The 23,645-nt window shown below is 64.8% G+C and carries 19 protein-coding genes, 1 other RNA gene and 1 riboswitch; of the genes, 15 read left to right on the forward strand and 5 right to left on the reverse strand.

All coding sequences use genetic code 11. The features are described from left to right. Positions 1–459: 459 nt before the first annotated feature. From dhaL (BLW25_RS08815) to BLW25_RS08850, 8 genes are all read left to right on the forward strand, one after another. The gene (gene dhaL, locus BLW25_RS08815) at positions 460–2,190 is read left to right on the forward strand and encodes a dihydroxyacetone kinase subunit DhaL (RefSeq protein ID WP_092898251.1); all 1,731 of its coding nucleotides are present in this window, start codon (positions 460–462) and stop codon (positions 2,188–2,190) included. A gap of 1 nt (position 2,191) precedes the next feature. Continuing rightward, on the forward strand, positions 2,192–2,845 hold the full coding sequence (dhaL, locus tag BLW25_RS08820; RefSeq protein WP_092898253.1) for a dihydroxyacetone kinase subunit DhaL: 654 nt from the start codon (positions 2,192–2,194) through the stop codon (positions 2,843–2,845). Next, positions 2,845–4,896 carry a bifunctional sugar-binding transcriptional regulator/dihydroxyacetone kinase subunit DhaK gene (locus BLW25_RS08825; RefSeq protein ID WP_253188321.1) on the forward strand — a complete coding sequence of 684 codons (2,052 nt, stop codon included), beginning with the start codon at positions 2,845–2,847 and terminating at the stop codon, positions 4,894–4,896. The genes dhaL (BLW25_RS08820) and BLW25_RS08825 overlap by 1 nt, the downstream gene beginning before the upstream one ends. Positions 4,897–5,050: 154 nt before the next feature. After that, entirely contained in the window at positions 5,051–6,034 is a 984-nt protein-coding gene (locus BLW25_RS08830) for an ABC transporter permease (RefSeq protein ID WP_092898255.1), read from the forward strand. Positions 6,035–6,111: 77 nt separating this feature from the next. Then, the gene (locus BLW25_RS08835; protein ID WP_092898257.1) at positions 6,112–7,113 is read left to right on the forward strand and encodes a substrate-binding domain-containing protein; all 1,002 of its coding nucleotides are present in this window, start codon (positions 6,112–6,114) and stop codon (positions 7,111–7,113) included. Between the two features lie 82 nt (positions 7,114–7,195). Further along, positions 7,196–8,788 (forward strand): sugar ABC transporter ATP-binding protein, encoded by a 1,593-nt coding sequence (locus tag BLW25_RS08840; RefSeq protein ID WP_092898259.1) that lies wholly within the window; start codon positions 7,196–7,198, stop codon positions 8,786–8,788. Next, entirely contained in the window at positions 8,785–9,804 is a 1,020-nt protein-coding gene (locus BLW25_RS08845; protein ID WP_092898261.1) for an ABC transporter permease, read from the forward strand. The genes BLW25_RS08840 and BLW25_RS08845 overlap by 4 nt, the downstream gene beginning before the upstream one ends. Positions 9,805–9,842: 38 nt before the next feature. Continuing rightward, on the forward strand, positions 9,843–10,787 hold the full coding sequence (locus BLW25_RS08850; RefSeq protein ID WP_092898263.1) for a carbohydrate kinase family protein: 945 nt from the start codon (positions 9,843–9,845) through the stop codon (positions 10,785–10,787). Between the two features lie 79 nt (positions 10,788–10,866). Here the strand turns inward: BLW25_RS08850 and BLW25_RS08855 are convergent, their stop codons facing one another. Next, positions 10,867–11,847: a sugar-binding transcriptional regulator gene (locus BLW25_RS08855; RefSeq protein ID WP_092898265.1), complete on the reverse strand. Its 981-nt coding sequence runs from the start codon at positions 11,845–11,847 to the stop codon at positions 10,867–10,869. 162 nt (positions 11,848–12,009) lie between these two features. On the opposite strand from BLW25_RS08855, the gene BLW25_RS08860 reads away from it, so the two are divergent. Together BLW25_RS08860 and BLW25_RS25235 are read left to right on the forward strand one after the other, a co-directional pair. Next, entirely contained in the window at positions 12,010–14,058 is a 2,049-nt protein-coding gene (locus BLW25_RS08860; RefSeq protein WP_092898267.1) for a bifunctional aldolase/short-chain dehydrogenase, read from the forward strand. A 264-nt stretch (positions 14,059–14,322) separates the two neighbouring features. Further along, a complete protein-coding gene (locus tag BLW25_RS25235; RefSeq protein ID WP_290438669.1) occupies positions 14,323–14,457 on the forward strand; it encodes a hypothetical protein in 135 nt (44 codons plus the stop codon). Positions 14,458–15,266: 809 nt separating this feature from the next. On the opposite strand, the gene bluB is transcribed toward BLW25_RS25235, so the two are convergent. Then, entirely contained in the window at positions 15,267–16,037 is a 771-nt protein-coding gene (gene bluB, locus BLW25_RS08875; protein ID WP_092898273.1) for a 5,6-dimethylbenzimidazole synthase, read from the reverse strand. A gap of 49 nt (positions 16,038–16,086) precedes the next feature. After that, positions 16,087–16,270: riboswitch (cobalamin riboswitch) on the reverse strand. Positions 16,271–16,619: 349 nt separating this feature from the next. On the opposite strand from bluB, the gene BLW25_RS08880 reads away from it, so the two are divergent. Continuing rightward, positions 16,620–17,021, forward strand: coding sequence for a bactofilin family protein (locus tag BLW25_RS08880; RefSeq protein ID WP_092898275.1), 402 nt, complete (start codon positions 16,620–16,622; stop codon positions 17,019–17,021). A gap of 76 nt (positions 17,022–17,097) precedes the next feature. On the opposite strand, the gene BLW25_RS08885 is transcribed toward BLW25_RS08880, so the two are convergent. After that, on the reverse strand, positions 17,098–17,526 hold the full coding sequence (locus BLW25_RS08885; RefSeq protein WP_092898277.1) for a DUF1489 family protein: 429 nt from the start codon (positions 17,524–17,526) through the stop codon (positions 17,098–17,100). Positions 17,527–17,710: 184 nt separating this feature from the next. On the opposite strand from BLW25_RS08885, the gene BLW25_RS08890 reads away from it, so the two are divergent. Then, positions 17,711–20,017: an adenosylcobalamin-dependent ribonucleoside-diphosphate reductase gene (locus BLW25_RS08890; RefSeq protein WP_290438705.1), complete on the forward strand. Its 2,307-nt coding sequence runs from the start codon at positions 17,711–17,713 to the stop codon at positions 20,015–20,017. A gap of 9 nt (positions 20,018–20,026) precedes the next feature. On the opposite strand, the gene BLW25_RS08895 is transcribed toward BLW25_RS08890, so the two are convergent. Together BLW25_RS08895 and ssrA are read right to left on the reverse strand one after the other, a co-directional pair. Then, positions 20,027–20,770, reverse strand: a complete 744-nt coding sequence (locus BLW25_RS08895) for a YoaK family protein (RefSeq protein ID WP_171909515.1) — start codon at positions 20,768–20,770, stop codon at positions 20,027–20,029. Positions 20,771–21,018: 248 nt separating this feature from the next. Beyond that, positions 21,019–21,374: a transfer-messenger RNA gene (gene ssrA / locus BLW25_RS08900) on the reverse strand. Positions 21,375–21,696: 322 nt separating this feature from the next. On the opposite strand from ssrA, the gene BLW25_RS08905 reads away from it, so the two are divergent. The 3 genes from BLW25_RS08905 (at position 21,697) to ppk2 (ending at position 23,624) form a co-directional block, all read left to right on the forward strand. Further along, entirely contained in the window at positions 21,697–22,290 is a 594-nt protein-coding gene (locus BLW25_RS08905) for a TetR/AcrR family transcriptional regulator (protein WP_171909516.1), read from the forward strand. 11 nt (positions 22,291–22,301) lie between these two features. Continuing rightward, entirely contained in the window at positions 22,302–22,634 is a 333-nt protein-coding gene (locus tag BLW25_RS08910) for a DMT family transporter (protein WP_249497138.1), read from the forward strand. A gap of 81 nt (positions 22,635–22,715) precedes the next feature. Further along, a complete protein-coding gene (gene ppk2, locus BLW25_RS08915) occupies positions 22,716–23,624 on the forward strand; it encodes a polyphosphate kinase 2 (protein ID WP_092898287.1) in 909 nt (302 codons plus the stop codon). Positions 23,625–23,645 lie beyond the last annotated feature (21 nt).

Consider the following 23,645-nt stretch of genomic DNA (forward strand, 5'->3'; position numbering starts at 1 on the left):
AGGTCGCCAGGGTTTCCCGGACCAGTGGCGCGCACATGGCCCGATGCCCACCGGCAGGTTCAGCGGACCCGGTGCAAGGCGGATCGATATCCGCAGCGTGACCCGGTTTTGTCGGCGGCATTTGCAACAAGGCCCATGACCGCTCTCCTCTGCGGAGCCTCGCAGGCCCACCCTGCACGCAGATGCCATCGCGGAGCGGTCGCATCACCACAGCACAGATCCGGCGGCACTGGCGGCAGGGAAATCTGTGCCGCCGGCGCGCGCCCAAGGCGGATCTGACATTTTTCAGTTGCGTCTTGACAAAAATCAACCGACGCGAAAAAACAGGCGCAGGACGGGGCGCGCAGCTTTGCAGCCCGCCGTCCGGAGGAGACCAGCACAGTCCCAAATCCGGCCAGACCGCGCAGCCTGCGCGGGGCATGGAGGCGGGCTGGCTGCGAACGGAAAACGGGATCAGATATGCAACGCTTCCTCAATAACCCCGACGATATCGTCGATGAAACCGTCGCGGGATTTGTCCGTGCGCATCGCGATCTTGTGCGGCTTGATCCCGACAATCCGCGTGTGGTCGTTTCGACTGCGGCGCCGCAGCCGGGCCGTGTCGGCATCGTGACCGGCGGTGGTTCGGGGCATGAGCCCGCCTTTATCGGCTATACCGGCCGCAATCTGGTTGATGCAGTGGCGGTGGGAGAGCTCTTCTCCTCGCCGACCGCCAAAAGCTTTGCCGACGCGATCCGCGCAGCAGATGGCGGCGCCGGGGTCGCAGTGCTGTACGGCAACTATGCCGGCGACAATATGAATGTGCGCATGGCGAAAGAGATGGTGACCCCCGACGGGATCGAGGTCGCCACAGTCGTCGCCAATGACGATGTCTGCTCGGCCCCGCTGGCCGAGCGCGAGCGCCGGCGCGGCGTCGCGGGCGAGATCTTCATGTGGAAGATCGGCGGCGCGAAGGCAGCCAAAGGCGGTTCTCTGGCCGAGGTAATCCAGGCCGCGCAAAAGGCGATTGATGCCTGTCGGTCGGTCGGTGTCGGCCTTGGGCCCTGCACCCTGCCCGCCGTGGGCCATCCGAATTTCAAAATCGAGCTAGGCACGATGGAGGTCGGGATCGGCCATCACGGCGAGCCCGGCGTCCGCGTCGAGGCGCTGAAAACTGCCGATGCGGTGGCCGATGACATGCTGGACATCGTGCTGGGCGATCACGGGCTGCAGGAGGGCGCCGAGGTTTCGGTGCTGCTTTCGGGCCTTGGCGCGACGCCGATCAACGAGCTTTACGTGCTTTATGACCGGATCGAGAGCCAGCTGGATGCAAAGGGTATCCATGTTCACAAGGCTTTCGTCGGCAATTACTTCACCTCGCTTGAGATGGTCGGCGCGACGCTGACCGTGATGGCGCTGGACGCCGAGCTGAAAGAGCTCCTTGATCTTGCAGCCGAGGCGCCTGGCATGGCCACGGGTGCGGTGGCAGCGCCGAAAAACGCAGGGGTGGCCCATGGCCGCCATGCCGCCAGCGCGGCTGCGACCGCCACCACGATTGCAAAGAATGTCACCCTCACCGGCGCATCTGTGCCGGTGGCGGGCAGCGCCGGGATTGTCCGCGAGATCGCCGCCGTGATCGTCGCCAATAAGGCGCATCTGTCGGAAATCGACGGGCTGATCGGCGATGGCGACCACGGGATCAATATGGCCAAGGGCTTTGGCCGCGCCGCGGACCGGATCCCGGCGGATGCCAGCCTCGATCAGGCGCTGCGGATCCTCTCGGATGTGCTGATGAGCGAGATCGGCGGCTCGATGGGCCCGCTTTACGGCTTCATGTTCCAGGGAATGGCCGATGAGGTTGCGGGCCGCCCGGGCCTGGATGCCGATGGTTTCGCCGATGTGATGAACGCGGCCCTTGCGGGCGTAAGGAAGACCGGCTCGGCCCAGGTGGGTGACAAGACACTGATCGATTGTCTGGTGCCTGCGGTCGAGGCCTTTGATGCGGCGAAATCCCAGGGCCTTGCTGCCGCGCTGACGGCGATGTCTGAGGCCGCAGTCAAAGGCCGCGACTCGACCGTTGATCTGGTGGCAAAGATCGGCCGCGCCAGCCGGCTTGGGGAACGCTCGCGCGGGGTGCCGGATGCCGGCGCGACATCCTGCTGCCTGATCCTGACCACGCTGGCGGATGCCGCCCTGAAGCGGCTGGCCTGATATGACCGATCTGAGCGCCGCAGATGTGACCGACCTGTTCCGCACCGTCTCGTTGCGGATCGGAGAGGCACGCGCGGCGCTTGGCGCGCTTGACGGCGCCATCGGCGATGGCGACCACGGCAATTCCATGGCCGAAGGCTTTGCCGCCCTGACCCGCGCACTTGTCACCGCGACCCGGGAGGGCAAGGGCGCGGGCGACCTTTTCCCCATCGCCGCCGAGAGCTTTCTCGATGCGGTGGGCGCCACCACCGGGCCGCTTTACGCCTCGGCCTTCCTCAGCGCCGCGCAGCTGTTCAGCGGCATGGACACCATTCCTGCCGAGCGCATCCCCGAACTGGTCACCGCCTTCCATGAGGGTATCGCAAGGCGCGGCAAGGCGAGCGCCGGCGACAAGACCATGCTCGACGCCTGGCGGCCTGCGGCGCGCGCGGTTGCCGCCGCCGGCCCCGACCCGCTGGCCGCCCTTGCCGCCGCCGAAGCCGCAGCAAATGAGGGCCGCGATGCCACCCGCGCCATGGTTGCAGCCCTGGGGCGCGCCGCGCGGCTGGGCAGCCGGACGCTGGGTCATATCGACCCGGGCGCGGCCTCGGCGGTGATCATCATCCAGGGCCTGCGCGAAGGTCTGAAGGCCCATCTTGCGCGGGGGGCCGGCTGATGGCTCTGAAACCCGAAAGCGGCGCGCTGGCGGAAATGCCGATGCGCTTTGGCGATGATGCGCTGCTCTGGGCCGCCTGGCTTTATTACGAGGACGGGCTGACCCAGAGCGATATCGCACAGAAGATGGGCCTGTCACGCGCCTCGGTGAACACCTGGCTGGCCGATGCCCGCGCGCGCGGCCTCGTCAATATCGAGATCCAGCCCGAGCGCTTTCGGGCCGTCTCGGTCGCACGCGGTCTGAAGGACCATTTCGGCCTGCATGACTGCCTTGTGATCCCCTCGGAAGGCGATGGCAAACCGCTGATTGAACGGCTTGGACAGGCCGGAGCAATGGTGCTGAAGCGGCTGGTGCGGTCGGGCGACACGCTGGCGGTGACCTGGGGGCGGTCGGTTCTGGCGCTGGCTTCGGCGCTGGATCATCCCGGGCTTTCTGACATTCGCGTGGTTCAGGCCACCGGTTCGACCACCGCACGCATCGCCTGGACGCCCGAGGCCTGCGCCTCGCGCCTCGCCTCGGCGCTTGGGGCGCGCTGGATCCCGCTCGCAGTGCCCGCGATCGTCTCGTCGCCAGCGATGCGCAGTATGCTGATGGAAGAGCCGGTTCTGGCAGAACAGCTCCAGGTCCTGTCCGAGGCCAATCGCATTATCATGGGCATCTCGTCTATGCGGCCCGAAAGCACCATCCACAGCTCGGGCTTCCTCGAAGGCGTCGACCGTCACGCCCATTACCAGGACGCGGTCGGCAGCCTTCTGGGCCGGTTCATCTCGGCCAGGGGCGAGCTGGTCGCGGGGCCGGTCAATGACCGCACCATCGGGCTGGATCTCGACGGGCTGCGCCGCGTGCCGCAAAAGATCGCGGTGGCGGGCGGGATCGACAAGGTGGCCGCAATCCTTGCGGCGCTGCGCGGCGGGCTGATCGATGTGCTGGTGACCGATGCAGCCACCGCGCGCGGCGTGCTGACCGCCGATGGCTGGCAGGAAAGCAGCCGCCGTCCGGCGCCTGTTGCACCCGGCCCCGCAACCACCCGAAACCACGGCAAAAAGCTGATCAACGAGGCACGGAATGCCGTTGATGAAAGCCTTGCAGGCGCGCTTCTGGCGCATGAGGGCCAGATCATCCTGGTTCCCGGCACCAGCCGCGCCGTGATGGCAAAACAGGGCCCGCGCCCGGGGAAAGTCGGCATCGTGATCGGCGGCGGCGCCGGGCATGAGCCGGGATTCTGGGGCTATGTCGGCCAGGGCCTCGCCGATGCAGCGGTGGTGGGGAATATCTTCGCCGCCCCTCCGCCCGGACCGATCCTTGCGGCCAGCCGCGCCGTCGATGGCGGCGCGGGGCTTCTGTATATCTTCGGGAATTTCTCGGGCGATGTGATGAATTTCGAGATGGCGCGCGAGATGGCCGAGGCCGGCGGCATCCCGGTGCGCCAGATCATCACCACCGATGACATCGCCTCGTCAGAGCCCGAAAGCCGCGGATCGCGCCGGGGCGTTGCTGGCAATGTGTTTGTCTTCCGCATCGCGGGCGCGGCCGCCGATCTTGGCGCCTCGCTTGAGGCCTGCGAGGCGGTGACACGGCGCGCAGCGCAGCGCGTCTATACGATGGGCCTCGCGCTGGAGCCCGCCCGCCTGCCCGATACCGGCCGCCCCGGCTATGAGCTGGGCGCGGATGAGATGGAGATCGGCGTCGGTGTACATGGCGAGCCTGGGGTGGAGCGCCAGCCGCTGGTCTCTGCCGATGACGCCGCCGATCTGCTGCTGGACCGGATCCTCGCCGAGATGGCGCCCGCGCGCGGCGACCGGGTGGCGGTGCTGGTCAATTCGCTGGGCGGGACCCCGGCAATGGAGCTTTACATCCTCACCCGCCGCATCCGGCAGCGCCTGACGGCGCATGGCATCACTGTCAGCCACATGCTCGTCGGCCCCTATTACACCTCGCTGGATATGGAGGGCGTCTCGCTCTCGATCCTGCATCTCGATGATGAACTGGCGGCGCTGATGGATCATCCCTGCGACGCGCCGGCGCTGATGAGCAAAGGGGGCCGCGCATGACCCGCTGCCCCGCCGGAAACCAGGCTGCAAACCAGGCCATAAAACAGGCTCGTGACATACGACAGCAGGCATTGACATTTGTCACGGACCTGTGTCGATATACAGAACCGGATCAGGGCGCGCAGTCTGCCCCTGCCCCGGCGGGAGGAAAACCGTGATCAAGACCGCTGACCGCCAGACCGTGTTTCTGGCCCTGATCAATGTGATTGTGCTGGTGGCAGGCGCCCTGCTGGCCGGAGCAAATTTCGTTGACAGCTATAACCTGCAGGTGATGGCCGCGCAGGTCCCGGAACTGGGCCTGCTGGCGCTTGGCGTCGCGCTGGCGATGATTTCCGGCAATGGCGGCATCGACCTTTCCGGGATCGCGCTGGCGAACCTTGCCGGCATCACCGCCTTTCTGGTCGCAAGCCGCATCCTGCCCCCGGGTGATGCGCCGATGGCCTTCTCTTGGACCTTCGCCGGCATCGCGCTTTGCGTGGGTCTGGCCGGCGGGCTCATCAACGGGCTGATGATTGCCTATACGGGGCTCACGCCGCTGATCGCCACGCTCGGCACCCAGCTTCTGTTCACCGGGATCGCGGTCTGGCTGACCAATGGCTCGTCCGTCAGCCTCGGCTATATCCCGCCGCTGGATGATTTCGGCAATCTGCCGGTGCTGGGTGTGCCGCTGTGTTTCGCGCTGTTCGTACTGATCGCGGGGCTGATCGGCTATCTGCTGCGCTTCACCCCCTTTGGCGTCAAGCTGATGCTGCTGGGATCGAACGAGAAAGCCGCACGCTATGGCGGCATCCCGGTGAAGCGGATGATCGTCATCACCTATGCGATCTGCGGCATCCTCGCCTCGGTTGCGGGCATCGTGATCGCCTCGCGGGCAGGTTCGGTGAAATGGGATTACGGCAGCTCTTACGTGCTGATCGCCATCCTGATCGCGGTGCTGGGCGGGGTTAAGCCCGAAGGCGGATATGGCCGTGTGCTCTGCGTGTTGCTGGCCGCCACCGCATTGCAGATGCTGTCGAGCCTCTTCAACTTTCTCGGCATCTCGAACTTCTTCCGCGATCTGGCCTGGGGGGTGCTGCTTCTGGCGCTGCTGGCCTCGGCGCGGGTGAATCTGTCGTACTGGTTCCGACCGGCGCGATAACGGACGCGGCGCCGGCCCCGCAGGGCAGGCCGGATCGCTGCAAGACATATGCCCCTGAAAACCGGAGGAGGACTACCATGAAGACACTCGCGAAACTGGCCGGAAGCGCCATGATCGCCGGTGCGATGGTCGCAGGCGCGGCCATGGCCCAGGACAAGCAGTCGATCACCACCGTGGTGAAAATCACCGGCGAAGGCTGGTTCGTGCGGATGGATGAAGGCGTGAAAGCCTTCGCAGCCGATCACGCCGATATTGACGCGGTTCAGGTCGGACCGGCTCAGGCCGATGCCGCGCAACAGGCCCGCATCATCGAAGACCTCGTGGCCAAAGGCGTCTCGGCCATCGCAGTCGTGCCGATGGACCCGGCGGCTCTTGAAGGCGTGCTGCGTCGTGCCCAGGCCCGTGGCATCAAGGTCATCGCGCATGAAGGCGACAGCATCGTCAACGCAGATGCCGATATCGAAGCCTTCGACAACGCAGCCTTCGGCCGCAAGATCAATGACGGCCTTGCGGAATGCATGGGCGGCGAGGGCAAATGGACGAGCTTTGTCGGCTCGCTCGGCAGCCTGACCCATAACATCTGGGCCGATGCCGGTGCCGAAAGCGCCGCAGCAAACCACCCGGGCATGGAACTGGTCGCCGCCAAGAACGAGTCGTTCAACGACGCGAACAAGGCCTATGACAAGGCAAAGGAAATCCTGCGCGCCTATCCGGATATCAAGGGCTTCCAGGGCTCGTCCGCCATCGACGTGATCGGCATCGGCCGTGCGGTTGAAGAGGCCGGCCTTGTCGGCAAGGTCTGCGTCTATGGCCTCGGCCTGCCGAAAGACACCGGCCCCTACCTCGAATCCGGTGCGGTCAACCGCATCTATTTCTGGGATCCGAAAGACGCGGGCTATGTCATGAATGTCGTCGCCGCCAAAGTGCTGGCCGGCGAGGAAATCGCGGATGGCGCCGATCTCGGCGTGCCGGGCTATAACGCCGTCACCGTAACCCAGGGCCCGGGCAAGGGCATCATCATCCAGGGCGCTGCCTGGGTTGATGTCGGCAAGGACGAATACAAGAACTACCCGTTCTGATCTGCCCTCCCTGACCGGACAACCAGGCGAAGGCGCGGCATTCAGCCCGCGCCTTCGCATCCACAAGCTGAGGACGACCGCGATGCAATCGCAGCCAGGCCAGACAAACCAATCCACCGGCCAGAAGCCCTTTCTGGAAATCCGCAACCTGCGGAAGTCCTTCGGCGGCGTACAGGCGCTGAAAGATGTCAGCCTCACGCTGGAGGCGGGCCAGATCTATCACCTGATGGGCGAGAATGGCTGCGGCAAATCCACCCTGATCAAGATCGTCTCGGGCGCCCAGAATGCGACCTCGGGGCAGATCTTCATCGATGGCGAGGCTACCGGCCCGCTGGCAGGCGATATCGGTGCCATCGGCGCGCTGAAGGCCGGGATCGAGACCGTCTACCAGGATCTCTCCCTGCTGCCGAACCTGTCGGTGGCAGAAAATATCGCGCTGACCGGCCAGCTGGTCGCGGCAGGCGGGCGTCTGGCGCGGCGGCTGAAACGGGCGGAACTGTTCGCCATAGCCGCCAAAGCGCTGGCCGAGGTGCATCTGCCGACCGACGCTGCCTTCCTGACGCGCCGCACCGATACTTTGCCGCTCGCGACCCGCCAGCTCGTGGCCATTGCCCGCGCCATCGCGGCCTCGGCGCGGCTGGTCATCATGGATGAGCCGACCACCTCGCTGACCCGCCAGGAGGTCGAGAACCTGCTTTCCGTGGTGCGCCGCCTTCTTGATCAGGGCGTGACGGTGCTCTTCGTGACCCATAAGCTCGACGAGGTGAAATCGCTGGGCGGGCACGCGATCATCATGCGCGACGGCCTGAAAGTGGCGGAACGCGAGGTCGCCACCACCAATAAATCCGAGATCAGCCAGCTGATGACCGGCCGCGAAATCTCCGAGGCGCGCTACCGGACCGAACCGAAAATCGGCGAGGGGCTGCTGGAGGTCGAGAACCTCACGCAGACACGCGCCTTCCGGAACCTGTCGCTGAGCCTGCGTAAGGGCGAGATCCTCGGCATCACCGGGCTTCTCGATTCCGGCCGCAATGAACTGGCGCTGGCCCTGTCGGGTGTGCGCCCGGCGAGCAGCGGCGCAATCCGGCTGGAAGGCAAATCCGTCTGGCCGAAAAACCCCGGCGACGCGATCCGGGACGGCATCGGCTATGTCCCCGAAGACCGCCTGACCGAAGGGCTGTTTCTGGAAAAACCGATCCAGGACAATGTGACCCTGCCGGTGCTTGACCGGCTGAAAAACGCAATCGGCATGATCAGCCCGAAACGCGCGCGCAAACTGGCCGAAGACCAGATTGCCGACCTCCAGGTCGTGGCGCCGAATGTCGCGGCCCCGGTGCAGTCGCTGTCCGGCGGCAATCAGCAGCGCGTGCTGATCGGGCGCTGGCTGACCATCGAGCCACGCCTTCTGATCCTGCATGGCCCGACGGTCGGCGTCGATGTCGGGTCGAAAGACACCATTTTCCGCATCATCCAGCGCCTTGCCGATGACGGCATGGGGGTCATCATCATCTCGGATGACCTGCCCGAGCTTTTGCAGAATTGCGACCGGATCCTCGTGATGCGCCAGGGCGCGATTGCCGCGACCTATGACGCGGCGACCACCAGCGAAGACCGCATCTATCAGACAATGGCCGGCGGCGCGCCCGCCGCCTCAGACCTGGGTATGCCAGCATGACCGACGCCACTTCTTCCGCCGCAACGCCCGGCCTCGCCGCCCGGATCTGGGATCTGATGGGCCGCCGGCCCGAGCTTTTCACCCTTGCCCTGATCGTGGTCACGGTGATCGGCGTGGCCATCGCAAACCCGAATTTCTTCGCGATGAACAATGTCTTCGACATCCTGCGCGCCTCGGTGGTGCGGGGGATCTTTGCGATGGGCGTCCTTGTGGTTCTGGCCGCAGGCGGCATTGACGTCTCCTTCACCGCCATCGCAGCCTTTGTAATGTATTCGCTGACCATGCTGGTCACGAATATCTTCCCGGGAATGCCGCTTTGGGTGATCCTGCCGCTGGCGGCCCTGGGCGGCGCGGTCTTTGGCGTGATCAACGGGCTTTTGGTGCATTCCCTGCGCGCGCCTTCGCTGATCGTCACCATCGGCACGCAGTACATCATCCGCTCGGCGCTGCTGACCTTTGTCGGGACGGCCCTGTTCATGAACCTGCCCGCCTCGATGGAAGCGTTCGGCAAGGCGTCCCTCATCACCTGGACCGGCGGGACCGGGGTGATCTCGACCCTGCCTGCGACCGTGCTGGTGCTGGTCGTGGTCGCTTTCGCCACCTGGTTCATCCTTGAGCGCACCCTGATGGGCCGCGCGATCTTTGCCTCGGGCGGCAATCCGGGGATTGCAGAACGCCTTGGCTTCAACCTCTTCCATATCCGGCTCTTCGTGTTCGGCTGGGCGGGGCTGCTGGCTGGTATCGCGGGCATCGTGCATGTCGCCTCGAACCGTCTTGCGAACCCTTTTGACCTGGCGGGGATGGAGCTTGAGATCATCGCGGCCGTCGTCCTTGGCGGCGCGCGAATCACCGGCGGCTCCGGCACCGTAATCGGCACCCTGCTGGGTGTGCTGCTGATCACGCTGGTGAGCAATGTGCTGGTCTTCGTGGGCATCCCCTCGACGCTGCAGCTTGCCATTGTCGGCATCTTCATCCTGATCGCCGGCACCATTTTCGCGCTGCGCCAACGCAACTGAGCAAAGCGCGGCTGAACAACCTTTCGGGAGGAACCACCATGAGCCATGATGTTTCGGTCATCGGCCTCTATATTCTTGACGTTCTGGGGCGGCCGGTCGATGCGATCCCGCCGGGCGGCTCTGTCGCCTTTATCGACGAGATCCGCCTGACCGTGGCCGGTACAGCCGGCGGAACGGTGGTCGATCTGGCGAAGCATGGGCTGAACTGCCTCGCGGTCGGTGCGGTCGGTGATGACGAGAAGGCCGATTTCGTGCTGGCGACGCTGGCGCGGTTCGGGGTCGACACGAGCCAGATGCAGCGCCTGGCCGGCGTGCCGACCTCGGCCTCGATCCTGAACATTCGCCGCAACGGCGAGCGCCCTGCCCTGCATCAGCGCGGTGCGTCAGATCATTTCGACATCATCCCCGAAACGCTGGATGCGGTGCTGGCCGCCCCGATCATCCATCTCGGCGGCACCGGTCTTCTGGCCAAACTTGACGGGGAGCCGAGCGCGAAACTTCTGGCCGAGGCCAAGCGGCGCGGGCGGACCACCACCTTTGACCTCCTTGGCGCCGATGAGAATACGATCAACCTCGTCGCACCGCTCTTCCCGCATATCGACTATTTCATGCCCTCGGTCGAAGAGGCTCAGGCGATCTCCGGCGCGACGACCGTCGAGGGCGCGGGGCGCTTCTTCCTCGATCGCGGGGTGAAGCAATGCGTCTTTACCCTTGGCGGGGACGGCGTCTGTTTCATGGACAATAAGGGCGCCGTGGTGCGCCAGCCGGCATTTGAGATCGAAGTGGTCGATACCACCGGCTGCGGCGATGCGTTCGACGCGGGCTTCATCACCGCGCTCCATCACAAAATGGATCTGAAAACCGCGCTGAACTTTGCCCAGGCGACGGCGGCGCTGGTGGCGACCGGGCTTGGATCGGATGCGGGTGTACAGTCGTTTGACCATACGCTTGAGTTCATGAATACGGCGAAGATCAAGGGCTGATCGCCCTTTGGCGAAGCGCCGGAGGGGTGTTGCATCCCTCCGGGCCTTTCCCGATCTTTTTATCGGGTGGAAGAAAGCGTCAGGGGGTCTGTGCCAGCAGGCCCGCGGCTGTTTCGGTATCGGTTACCAGATGGCTGACATAGCCGCCTTTCAACGTGGCACGCAGCGCGGCGATCTTTCCCGGGCCACCTGCCACGCAGACCCGGCGAGGGATGGCGCGCAGCTCATCAAGTTCGATCCCCATCATGCGGCTGTCGAAGTCACGGCGGATCTGCTGGCCTCCGGCATCGAGGAAACGGCAGATCAGCACCGCTTCGGCGCCGTCTGCTGCATAGGCATCGATCTCATCCGTGCCGGCAATGCCGGCAACCCGCATCGTGCTGTCGGGCCCGAGACCTCCGAGACCAAAGACGATGGTGCGCGCTTTGCGGATCAGCGCAAATTGCTCGGAAAGCGCCGGTTCTTCGCGCAAAGCGGTGCAGAGCGCGGCGCTCGACAGCACCGCCGGCGCATGCATCACCATGCTCAGCGCGCCGAGATTGCGCGCCATGATCGCGGTGCAGAGCTCGGCCGAGAAATCGCGCCGCCCCATTGCCGCGCCAGTGACCTGGACCACGCTCAGCCCCTCGACGGGCTGCGAGATCGCATCGGCCACTGCCAGCACCGTGCGCCCCCAGGAGATGCAGAGCGTCTCGCCCGCGGTCAGCATCCGTTCGAGCTGCCGCGCCCCGGCGGCTCCAAGGGCTGCAAGTCGCGTCGCCGCATCGTCTCCGGGCTGTACCGGCACCACCAGCGCCTCTTCGAGGCCAAAGCGCGCGGCGAGGGCCAGCGACAGCGAATGCCGCGCCATTACGCCCGCATCAATGCTGATCCGCACCGCGCCGCGTTCGCGCGCTTCCTGAAGATAATTGACCACGCTGGCACGCGAGACGCCGAGCCGCGCGGCGATGTCGCTCTGGTTCAGGCTTTCCTCATAATAGAGCCAGGCGGCCCAGATCACGATATCGTCGAATTCTGCCGGCACGGCCCCCCGCCCGCGTATCTGCGCCTCTGCCGACATCAGTCCCCCTGCCCGTCACGCCCAGTCATGCCATCAGCTTTGCCACGAAACCCAGGCCTTGGCGAGGCTTTCACCGATCTCTTTCGTACTCGCATTGACATTTGACACCAATAACTGTCATTTGACATCAACTCAGACCTGAATGTCCAAGGAGAAGATCCGATGCAATCCCTGTGGTCCGATGCGGATTTCGAGAAAACCGTTGCCGCCTATGTCGCGGCCGGCGTGAACCGCGATGTGGCGATCCGCACCTGGACGACGCGGCTGCTGGGCCAGGTGCCGCAGCTGGTGCTGCATGGCGGCGGCAATACATCGGTGAAAACCGTGATCAATGACCATGATGGTACGCCGGTCGAGGTGCTCTGCGTCAAGGGGTCGGGCTGGGATATGGGCCAGATCGAACCGGCAGGCCTGCCCGCGCTGCGGCTTGCCGAACTGAAGGCGATGGTGAATTACGAGACGCTGTCGGATGACGATATGGTCATGCTGCAGCGCCGCCTGTTGCTGGATCCGGCCTCGCCCAACCCTTCGGTCGAGGCGATCCTGCATGCGATCCTGCCCTTCCGCCATGTCGATCACACCCATGCCAATGCGATTGTCGCACTGACCAATCAGCCGAATGGCGAGGCGCTGATCCGCGCGCTTTACCCCGAATATATCGTCATTCCCTATGTGATGCCGGGCTTTGACCTCTCGAAGGTCTGCCTCAGGGCCTTTAATGAACGCCCCGATGCGCCCGGGATGATCCTGATCAAACACGGGATCTTCACCTGGTCCGACGATCCGCGTGTCGCTTATGAGGCTATGATCGAGGCGATCACCCGCGCCGAAAACCGCATCGCGGAGGGCAATCCGAAACCCTTCGGCACCGCGCCGGTGCTGAGCGGGCTGGCAGACGCCGCAGAGATCGCGCCGATCCTGCGCGGCGCCATCGCATTGCCGGGCGCGCAGGAAGGCCTGCCCCGCCGCTTTGTGATCGAACATCGCGTGACCCAGGATATCCTGGATTTCTGCGGCGCGGAAAATGTCGAAAGCCTGACCCGGCGTGGCAATGCGACACCGGAACATGTCATCCATATCAAGCGCTTCGGCCTGGCACTGCCCGCGCCAAAAGCGGGTGAACTGCAGGCCTGGGGGGCGCTGGTCCGCGAGAAGATCGCGGCCTATATCGCGGATTACACCGATTATTTCACCCGCAACAATGCGCGGGCGGGCGGCATCAAGACCATGCTCGACCCGATGCCCCGCGTCTTCTACGTCGAAGGCGTCGGCGTCTTTGCCGCTGGTCCGACTGCGAAAGCCGCCCGGATCGGGGCGGATGTCGCCGAGGCGACGATCCAGGTGATCCGGGGTGCCGAAGGGATCGACGCTTTCGAAGCGCTGCCCGAGGCAGACCTTTTCGATCTGGAATACTGGTCGCTGGAACAGGTGAAGCTGAAAAAGGTCGCCGAAAAGCCGCTGACCCGTCAGGTCGCGGTGATCACCGGGGGCGCCGGTGGCCTGGGTCTTGCCATGGCCGAGGCCCTGCGCGCGGAAGGCGCCGAGATCGCACTGCTTGATATCGACGGCGCGAAGGCCTCCGAGGCGGCAAAACGGCTGGGCGGCATCGGCATCGGTTGCGATCTGACCGATGCGGCGGCGGTAGATGCGGCGATTGCGCAGGTGGCGCTGCGGTTTGGCGGCGTTGATATCCTTGTCTCGAATGCCGGGGCGGCCTGGCAGGGCGCGCTGCTTGATGTGTCGGATGCTGATTTCCGCGCCGCATTCGAGCTGAATTTCTGGGGTCACCACTATGTCGCCCGCGCGGTGGTGCGGGTGATGCAGGCCCAGGGCACCGGCGGCGCGCTTTTGTTCAACGTCTCGAAACAGGCGGTGAATCCGGGCCCCGATTTCGGCCCCTATGGCACGTCGAAAGCCGCGCTGATGGCCTTGATGAAGCAATATGCGGTGGAACATGCGGCCGATGGCATCACCTCGAACGCGGTCAATCCGGACCGGATCCGCACCGGGCTCATGACCGATCAGATGATCGAAGAGCGCGCCCGCGCCCGTGGCGTCACGCCCGAGGTCTATATGCGCGGCAACCTGCTGCATCGCGAAGTCACCGCCGCCGATGTCGCCCAGGCCGCGCTCGCGCTGATCCGGGCGCGCACCTCGACCGGGGCGGTAATCACCGTCGATGGCGGCAATACCGCTGCAATGCTGCGCTGAGGCGCTCTTTTCCCCTGGTGCCGGCGCAGCAATGTCGCCGGCGCCTTCGTCTGTCCCGCGCGAGCGGCCCCGGTTACCGCAATCCAGGGGCCTCGCGGACCTGTACGTCCCGATCGCACACAATCTGATGTGGTCACTGCAAACCCGACATTGATGTAAGCTCAGTCTTTGCTGTCTGCCGATGTGCCTCACGAGGGAGATTGACGATGTCGAAACGAAAGCAGCACGTCCGCTGAATTCTGGGAGAAGGAGGCCCTTGAGGCCATGAAAGGCGAGGCGCCCGCGTCGGAACAGACGAGCCTGTCCGGCGTGTTTCCGACGATGATCAATCACCGGCAACGCGCGCTGCTCGATGGCGCATCCGGTGTTTTGAACGCGCTGGCCGCAAAGCGTCGGTGACCGATGAGGTCCTGGATCTGCATGCCAGGATCGGAAAGCTGGCGGTGGCCAACTCTTCTTTGGGAAGAAAGCTGCAGCTATGGGGCGGAAAGTGAGGCGCTGCATGGTGCAGGCAACCATCCGGGTCAGTTGATCGGCCGGCACTGCGCTTTGCCGTCGCTCCCCTGGTCGTCGTTTTACCATATACTGCCGGGTGAAACGGACCAGAGCCTCGCGCTGATGCGGCTGATCAATATGCAGGCCTGGACAGGCCTTTCTTTGGCCTCGGTCAGATGACCTCGCACCTGCGCAATAAGGGCCATAAGGTGAATGAAAAGCGCAAGCGCCGGCTTATGCGCCTGATCGGGCTGATGCCGGTCTGTCAGAAGCCCGACAGCAGCGGGCCAACTGCAGGGCACAAGATCTCTCCCCGCCTTCTGCGCGGGTTGCGGGTGGAACGGCAAACCAGGCCTGGGGCGCGGACTTCCCCTGTCTGCCAATGCCTCGCGGCTTTCGCTGTCTGATGGCGAACATGGATTAACAACATAGCCCAACGGGCCGGGCTCCCGTGCCCGGCAATACCTGAATCCACAGGCTTCCAATCCTGTAAGACATGGCTCAAGGCGCTGAAAAATGAGAACATCTGAGCGCGCCGCAGCGACCGGCTGAACGCCACCGAGCCGGCAGCATTCACTCCGGGTGCGTCATTCCTTGGGAAAGCTACGGAACGCCCGCCTGGTCCGGGCCATCCCGCATCCGCGCCGGGTGTCTCTTCCCCGCCTGCCGCGTTGGCCCGAGGGATGCGGCCCATGGGAGCAGAGGCGGGATCTTCAGCGCCCCTGCCAGCGGTCGGCGAAGACCATGTCTTCCAGCCGGTGACGCTGCCCCCAGCCCCGGACCTCAAGCTCTGGCCGGTCATAAAGGTCGCGCACATGCCCAAGGCACAGGAGCGCCACCGGCACCACTCCATCGGGCAGATGCAGGATGCGCTTGAGATCACCTTCGCGGAAGATGCTGACCCAGCCGACGCCGATCCCCTCGGCCCGCGCGGCGAGCCAGAGGTTCTGCACCGCGCAAACCGTGGAATAGAGGTCGGTCGCGGCATCATGGGTGCGGCCCAGCACCACCGGACCGCCACGTGTACGGTCACAGGTGACGCAAAGGCAAAGCGGCGCCTCAGAGATCCCCTGGAGCTTGAGCTGCGAATAAAGCGCGCGCCGCCCCTCGCCGAACATCGCCGCCGCCTCGGTATTGGCGGTCTCGAAGGCGGCACGGATCTCGCTCCGCACGCCATCATCACGGATCAGGATGAAGTTCCACGGCTGAGAGAGCCCGACCGAAGGCGCGGCATGAGCCGCCGCCAGGAGCCGGAGCAGCAGATCGTCGCTTAACGGATCGGGCAGGAACTGGCCCCGCACATCGCGGCGCTCAAAGATCGCGCGGTAGACGGCGGCGCGTTCCTCTCCCGAAAAGGCAGCGGCGGTGCCGGGCGGGCGAAAGTCCGCACCGGAAGCGCCCGGATCTGCGCCTTGGGGTTTGGAAGCGAGCTGTTCGGCAGGACCGTGATCGCAACGGGCCGCGCGCGGCACATTTATCGGCATGACATTTCCCCTGTCAGGCAAACCGGCGCCCCTGCTGCCGTCCGCGCAGCCGGGGCCGTTCTGGTCTGGCCGGTCTTCTGGCTTGGTTTCACCCCGAAGCGGCGCCTTCCCGGCCAAAGCCAGTGGCATCTGCCGCCCGGTCCGCAAAAGCGGTCCACCTTACAGCGTTGGGCACGCGGCGGATTTGCACCGCCTTCCCGATTATCCCTCCGGCCAAAGGCAGCGCAGGGCCTGCGCCGCTGCCCGGGCCGGAAAGCACCAGACCGCAGCACTATCAGAGAAGTCCGGCCAGAACGCAACCGCGCCGCCGCCTGATTCGCAGCGACGGGCTGCGCCCTGCGATCCGCCCCGGCCGGCATCGCCGCCCGCACCGGACAGGATGCCCCGCCCCCAAAGAGCGCGCCTTCCTGTTTCACGCGCCTTTTCACCGGCTTTGCGCTGACGCTTGCCGCCCCGCCCTGTCGTGATCATTGAGTTTCGGCAGAAAACCGGCTTTCCCCGGCCTCACCGGTCGCACTCCACTTGACCCTTGCGCCGCAATTCCGCCTTATCGCCCCCGAGACGCTTTCAGAAAGATCCCCCATGTTCTCGAAAACTGCCGCTCCGAATGGCGAGCCCGGACAGGCTGGCTCCCAGGTGACCACGCCTCCCGCCGGCGCCAGCCGCAGCAATGCGACCCGCTCTGTGCTTGGCTCTGACCTGAAGATCACCGGCGAGATCAGCTCGACCGGCGCGCTTGAGGTTCTGGGCGAGGTTGATGGCAATATCACCGCCGACGCGCTGGCTGTCGGGCAGCATGGCCGCATCTCCGGCTCGGTCAGTGCCAAATCGGTCGAGGTGCATGGCCGGCTCGACGGCAAGGTCGACAGCCAGCATTTCATCATGCGCGCCACCGCCCAGGTGACCGCCGATATCACTTACGACACCCTGGTGATCGAGAGCGGCGCCACCATCGAAGGCCGCTTCACCCGCGGTCGCGGCTGATCGCCAGCATCTGCATTGGCCGATCTGAACCAGCCCTGGTCGGGCAGTTCGGATCGGGCCGATTCCGCAAAATGCTTCAGCGCAGGCCGATCTCGGCCAAAGCGCGTTCCAGCTCAGGCGGCAGGCTGTCATCGCCGTCCCGGCTCAGCGTCAGGTCACGCGGCACGTCCTCTGGCCCGATATAGCGCCAGCCCTGAAACGGGCGGCGCGGCGCGGATTCGGTGCGGATGATCTCTCGGTCCATCACGATGGCGCAGCGGCTGATACCATCGCCGGTCTCGACCCGCTCCAGCGCGGTGATGCGCTGCCGGCAGAGGATCACCCCCTTGATCACCCAGTAAAGCGAGCCACCCGCCAGCACTTCTGCCTCGCGTTTGGGCCACATACGGGTGACGTGCACCGCCTGCCCTGCCGGCCAGCGCGCCGCATTTTCCTCTTGCCAGGTCGCAAGATCCCCGATGCTTTCGGCACCGACACAAAGCTTGAGTATATTCACGAATCCCATGGCCGGATCATAGGCGCCTGCCCCGCCGCCGCAAGATTGACCGATGGCCTCCGCCTCCCTATCCTGTGGCTCTGGCCGGATCCGGCGCAAATGCTGGCCCAGTCCTCGCGCCGCTGACGGCCCTCTTTGCCGGAGGGTCTGCGCCTTGCCCGATACTGAACCCGATGCCGCCGCCGCCGACCGCCTGACCGGACCCGCTGCTCAGGCCGGGTCTGTCGCGCAGGGTGGGTTTGCCACCCCCATCGCGGCCCGGATCTGGGATATGAAATACCGGCTGAAGAACGCAGATGGCATGCCCATTGACCTGACGGTCGCCGACAGCTGGCGCCGTGTCGCCCGCGCCCTTGCGGTGGACGAGCCCGATCCCGCAGGCGCTGAGGCCCGGTTCATGTCGGCGCTGGAAAGCTTCCGCTTTCTGCCCGCCGGTCGCATCCTGGCCGGGGCCGGCACCGACCGCGCCGTCACGCTGTTCAACTGTTTCGTCATGGGCGCTATCCCCGATTCGATGGAGGGGATTTTTCAGGCCCTGAAAGAGGCCGCGCTGACCCTGCAACAGGGCGGCGGCATCGGCTATGATTTCTCGACCATCCGGCCGAAAGGCGCATTGGTGGCGTCTGTGGCGGCGGATGCTTCGGGGCCTTTGTCCTTCATGGATGTCTGGGATGCGATGTGCCGCACCATCATGTCCGCCGGCGCGCGTCGCGGCGCGATGATGGCGGTCCTGCGCTGCGATCACCCTGATATCCTTGACTTTATCACCGCCAAACAGGATCCCGCGCGGCTGAGGATGTTCAATCTCTCGGTGCTGGTCACCGATGCCTTCATGGCGGCGGTGAACGCGGATCAGAGCTGGGAGCTGGTCTTTGGCGGCACGGTCTATCACAGCCTGCCCGCCCGCGCGCTCTGGGACCGGATCATGCGCGCGACCTATGATTATGCCGAGCCGGGCGTGATCTTCATCGACCGCATCAACCGGATGAACAACCTCCATTACGCCGAGGTGATCAGCGCCACCAATCCCTGTGGCGAACAGCCGCTGCCGCCCTACGGCGCCTGCCTGCTCGGGTCGGTCAACCTGGCCGCGCTGGTGCGGGACCCTTTCACCGAAGCGGCCCGGATCGCGGGTGATGAGCTAGCCGATCTTGTCGCAACGGCCGTGCGGATGCTGGATAATGTGATCGGTCAGTCACGCTTTCCCCTGCCCGAGCAAGAGGCCGAGGCCCGGGCCAAGCGGCGGATCGGCCTTGGTGTCACCGGGCTTGCCGATGCGCTTTTGATGTGCGGGCTGCGCTATGGCTCGGATGAGGCGGTGGTGCAGACCGATGCCTGGCTCAAAGCACTGTCGCGGGCGGCCTATCTTGCTTCGGTGGATCTTGCGAAAGAACGCGGCCCCTTCCCGCTGTTCGAGGCCGATGCCTTCCTCGCCGGCGGCACCATGGCGGCGATGGACAGGGATATCCGCGACGCCATCCGCAGCCATGGCATCCGCAATGCGCTGGTGACCTCCATCGCGCCTACGGGGACGATCTCGCTTTATGCGGGCAATGTGTCTTCGGGGATAGAGCCGGTCTTTGCCTGGAGCACAAGGCGCAGGGTGCTGCAAAAGGATGGCAGCGCGCGCGAGGAGGAGGTCGGGGATTACGCCCTGATGCGCTGGCGCGCGCTTCAGGGCGAGGCGCCCCTGCCCGCGCATTTCGTGACCGCACAGGAGCTTGCGCCGATGGATCATCTGCGGATGCAGGCGGCGGCACAGCGCCATATCGACAGCTCGATCTCAAAGACGATCAACTGCCCGGCGGATATCCCGTTCGAGGCCTTCCGCGATGTCTATCTTGCCGCCTGGGATATGGGCTGCAAGGGGTGCACCACATACCGGCCCAATGCGGTAACAGGATCGGTGCTGAGCGTCGCGCCCGCCCCCGGTGACAGCGAAACGCCCCGGGATGCGCCGCTGCCGCGCCCCGCCACGCTTTCGGGCGAGACCTATAAGATCCGCTGGCCGGGCTCGGAACACGCGCTGTACATCACGGTGAATGATATCGTCTCGGGCGGGCGCCGCCGCCCCTTCGAGGTCTTCATCAACTCGAAAAACATGGAGCATTTTGCCTGGACGGTGGCGCTGACGCGAATGATCTCGGCGGTGTTCCGGCGGGGGGGTGACGTGTCTTTCGTGGTGGGCGAACTCAAGGCGGTGTTCGACCCGAGGGGGGGCGCCTGGATTGACGGGCGCTACATCCCCTCGATCCTTGCTGCGATCGGCGGTGTGATCGAACGCCACCTGATCGCGACCGGCTTCATCGCGGGCGAAGGAATGGGGCTGAACTCCGACCCCGGCGCCCTGTCGCCGGGCGAGGCCCCCGGGAGCGGGATGGGAACCAGGGCCGGAGAGCCCGGACCCCAGGCCATCTGCCCCAGTTGCGGATCCTTTGATCTGCGCAGGGAAGAAGGCTGCCTGATCTGCGCCAGTTGCGGCTTTTCGCAATGCAGCTGAGGCGCGCCCTCAGCCTTGTCGGTATTTCCAGAGCGCCGGCAGCGCCATCGCCAGCAACAGGCATCCCAGCGGCAGCGAGAACCCGAACCCGACCCGCGCATAGCCAAGCGCCCCGGTCACCCCGCCCAGAAAGAAGGTGAAAACCAGCTGCGTCATCAGCCGCATCCGGTGCCAGTCAACCCTGTGGACCGCGTCGGGCGCATGGCGGCGATACAGGGCGCGACCGAGACCTATGCCGATATCGGTGATCATCGCCGTGGCATGGGTGGCGCGCAGCCTGCCGCCCGAGATCTTGGTCACGGTGGCGTTCTGCATCCCCATGGTGAAACAGAGACACGCCATGCACCAGAGCCGCCAGGCCGCGCCCTCATACCAGCCGCCGGTGGCGAACAGCATCAGGCAAACGCCCTGCACCGCCACGCTCACCGCATATTGGCGCCCCGGCAGATGCAGCCGCGCCCAGTGGATCAGGGCCGAACAAAAGGCGGCGCCGCTGACAAAGGCGCCGATGGCGATCACGGCAACAAGGCAGATCCACCACTCAGCCACCACCAGGTGATCGGCCAGCTGCGACAGATAGCCGGTCACATGCGAGGTATATTGACCAAGCGCGAAGAAGCCGCCCGCATTGGCCGCGCCGGCGGTGAAGGCGATGACCGTGGCCAGCAGCAGATCCGCCCCGGCAGATCGCCTGTGCCCCAGGATGATCCGCGCCGATTGCAGCGGATGCAGAATATGACGGTGCCGTTTCACAGCAATGCCTTTCGGGAATGCCTTTCTGGCGATTTACCCGCCGGGGCCGGGTCAGGCGTCGGGGCGAGGCCTCATTGCCATAGCGCGGCTGCTCTGGCGGGAAAAGCCTTAGCAATAACGTAACGGATACCGGCGTCGCATGTATGCCAGTACCCGAGCGGCGATGATGGTGAAAGCCACCATTATCACAGCCGCGATGCCGGTTCTTACGACCTGAGGCACAGGTGAGCGGGCTGAAACGGGGGGAAGGTGCAGGTTTCTGTTGCCAGGTACCTGCGAACCCCGCCTTACGCGGCTAAGCGCAAGGACTTAGGTTTGGTATTGAGAGCTGCTTACGCAGCCATCGCCACCGGAGCACTGTTGTCATTGGCAACTGTGATCATGGACCGATAACGGTGGTACCTTACCGAGCGAAAGCTGGCCTCTTTGAACGTCCGTCGATCCTGTTTCGGCCCCACACGCCCGCAATGAACGGGAGATTTGGTGGAGCCGCCGGGTACCGCCCCCGGGTCCGAGCCGCCTATTACAGGTGCGTTTATCGCCATAGTCCGGGTTGCCCCGGACAAGATGGAATATAGGACCACACCTGCCCGGGCGCAAGCGGCGGCAGAGACCGGCGCGATGAAATCCCGACCCCCCATCGCTTATGGCCCGGACCTGTCTGCGATCCGGACGTTATGCTCCGACATGCGATGACCCGAACTGGCATTCCGGATCTGCCCGACAGCGGTGCCCCGTCCGGCACAGGTAACTGACACTGCAAAACTGGGCTTTGCCGGTCACGCGACAGCGAGCCGCCTGCCTTCCAGCGCGGGCCTGGACCTTTTCCCGTCTTTTTCAGCCCCCGGGTATAGGCCGAAGGCTGCAATGACGGCAGGCAAGAAATCTGTTGCCGATTACATACCAAGCGGTATGTAATCGGCCGCATGACCGCTGCCCCGCCCACTCGCCCCCCGGCCTTGCCATCCCCGTCGCCGCCCCGTCGCCGCCAGCCCGAGATTCTGCGGCGCCGGCTGCTTGATGCAGCGGCGGCGCTGGCGGTCTCTGGCGGGCTCCAGGCGATGACCATCGCGGCGGTGGCCCGGGCCGCCGGAGTGACCAAGGGCGGGCTTTTCCACCATTTCCCCGACAAAGAGGCGCTGATCACCGCGCTGTTGCGTGATCTTCTCGATCATTTTGATGCGGCCATCGACCTCAGCATAGCGGCCGATCCCGAGCCGAAGGGCAGCTTTACCCGCGCCTGGATAGCCGCCACGCTTGACCCGGGGCTGGCGGCTTCAGCGCCGCTGAACGCGGTCCTGCTGATGAATCCCGGGATGCGCAGTCTCTGGTCCGACTGGCTGCGCGCCCGCCTCACGCGCCATGCCGCGACCGATTCCGGCCCCTGGTACGAGATCCTGCGCCACGCCGCGGATGGCTTCTGGCTTGCCGATCTCTGGCAGGTCGAAGCCGATCTGCGCCAGCCGATGGCGGAATTATGCGCAACATTGCTTGACCTGACCCGAAGGAACCCCGGCTGATGAACTCAACGCTGACAACCTATGTCACGCTCCTCCTCGCGGTCTCGCTGGAGGTGATGGCGACCTCGCTTTTGCCCCAGACAAAGCAATTCACCAAAGCGGTGCCGACCATCATCATGCTCTGCCTTTATGGCGGCGCCTTTTTCTTCCTGTCGCAGGCGCTCAAGACCCTGCCGGTGGGGATCGCCTATGCGATCTGGTCGGGATTTGGCATCGTGCTGATCTCGATGATCGGCTGGATCTGGCTGAAACAGTCGCTTGATCTCGCGGCGGTGATCGGGATTGGGCTGATCCTTGCCGGTGTGCTGGTGATCAACCTGTTTTCCCAGGCCGCTCCGCATTGATTTCCGTCACCAGACCGTCATGCTTCCGTTACGCTGTACTGCCATTGAGATCCCGAACTCCCCTCACGCGCGACGGATGCCATGAACGAACAGACCCCGATGGACTGGCTGGAAGCCGAACTCTCGGATTCCTTCGATGAGGATTACGAGCTTGAGCTGGAAGATGCCGAGCTGTCCGAAGAAATCGCGAAGATCTACAAAAGGCGCCACGGGCCGGGGATGGAGCGCAAGGATTATCTGCGCGCGCTGATCCGCCTTCAGGCCGAGCTGATCCGGCTGCAATCCTGGGTGCAATATCACAAGGAACGCGTGGTCGTGATCTTTGAGGGCCGCGATTCCGCCGGCAAGGGCGGCGCGATCAAGCGCATCACCCAGCGGCTGAACCCGCGCGTGGCGCGCACCGTCGCCTTGCCGGCCCCGTCCGACCGCGAGAAAACCCAGTGGTATTTCCAGCGCTATGTTCCGCATCTGCCGGCGGGTGGCGAAATGGTGCTCTTCGACCGCTCCTGGTACAACCGCGCGGGGGTCGAGCGGGTGATGGGCTTTGCCTCGGAAGACCAGGTGGAACAGTTCTTCCAGGACGTGCCGGAATTCGAGCGGATGCTGGTGCGCTCGGGCATCAAGGTGGTGAAATACTGGTTCTCGATCACCGATGAGGAACAGCAGATGCGCTTCCTGATGCGGATCCATGATCCGATGAAACAATGGAAGCTTTCGCCGATGGATCTGCAAAGCCGCGTGCGGTGGGAGCAATATACCAAAGCGAAGGAAGAAATGCTGGCGCGCACCAATATCCCCGAGGCGCCCTGGTATATTGTCGAGGGCACCGACAAGAAACGCGCGCGGCTGAACTGTATCGACCATCTTCTCGGCCTCTTCCCCTATGAGGATGTACCGCATGAGGAAATCCAGCTGCCCGAACGCGTCTTCAACCCCGATTATGAACGCGCCGTTCTGCCGCCCGAGCTCTACGTGCCGCTGAAATACTGATTACACTGATGCCCCGGGGGG

The organism is Rhodobacter sp. 24-YEA-8 (assembly GCF_900105075.1).
Classification (GTDB): Bacteria; Pseudomonadota; Alphaproteobacteria; order Rhodobacterales; family Rhodobacteraceae; genus Pseudogemmobacter.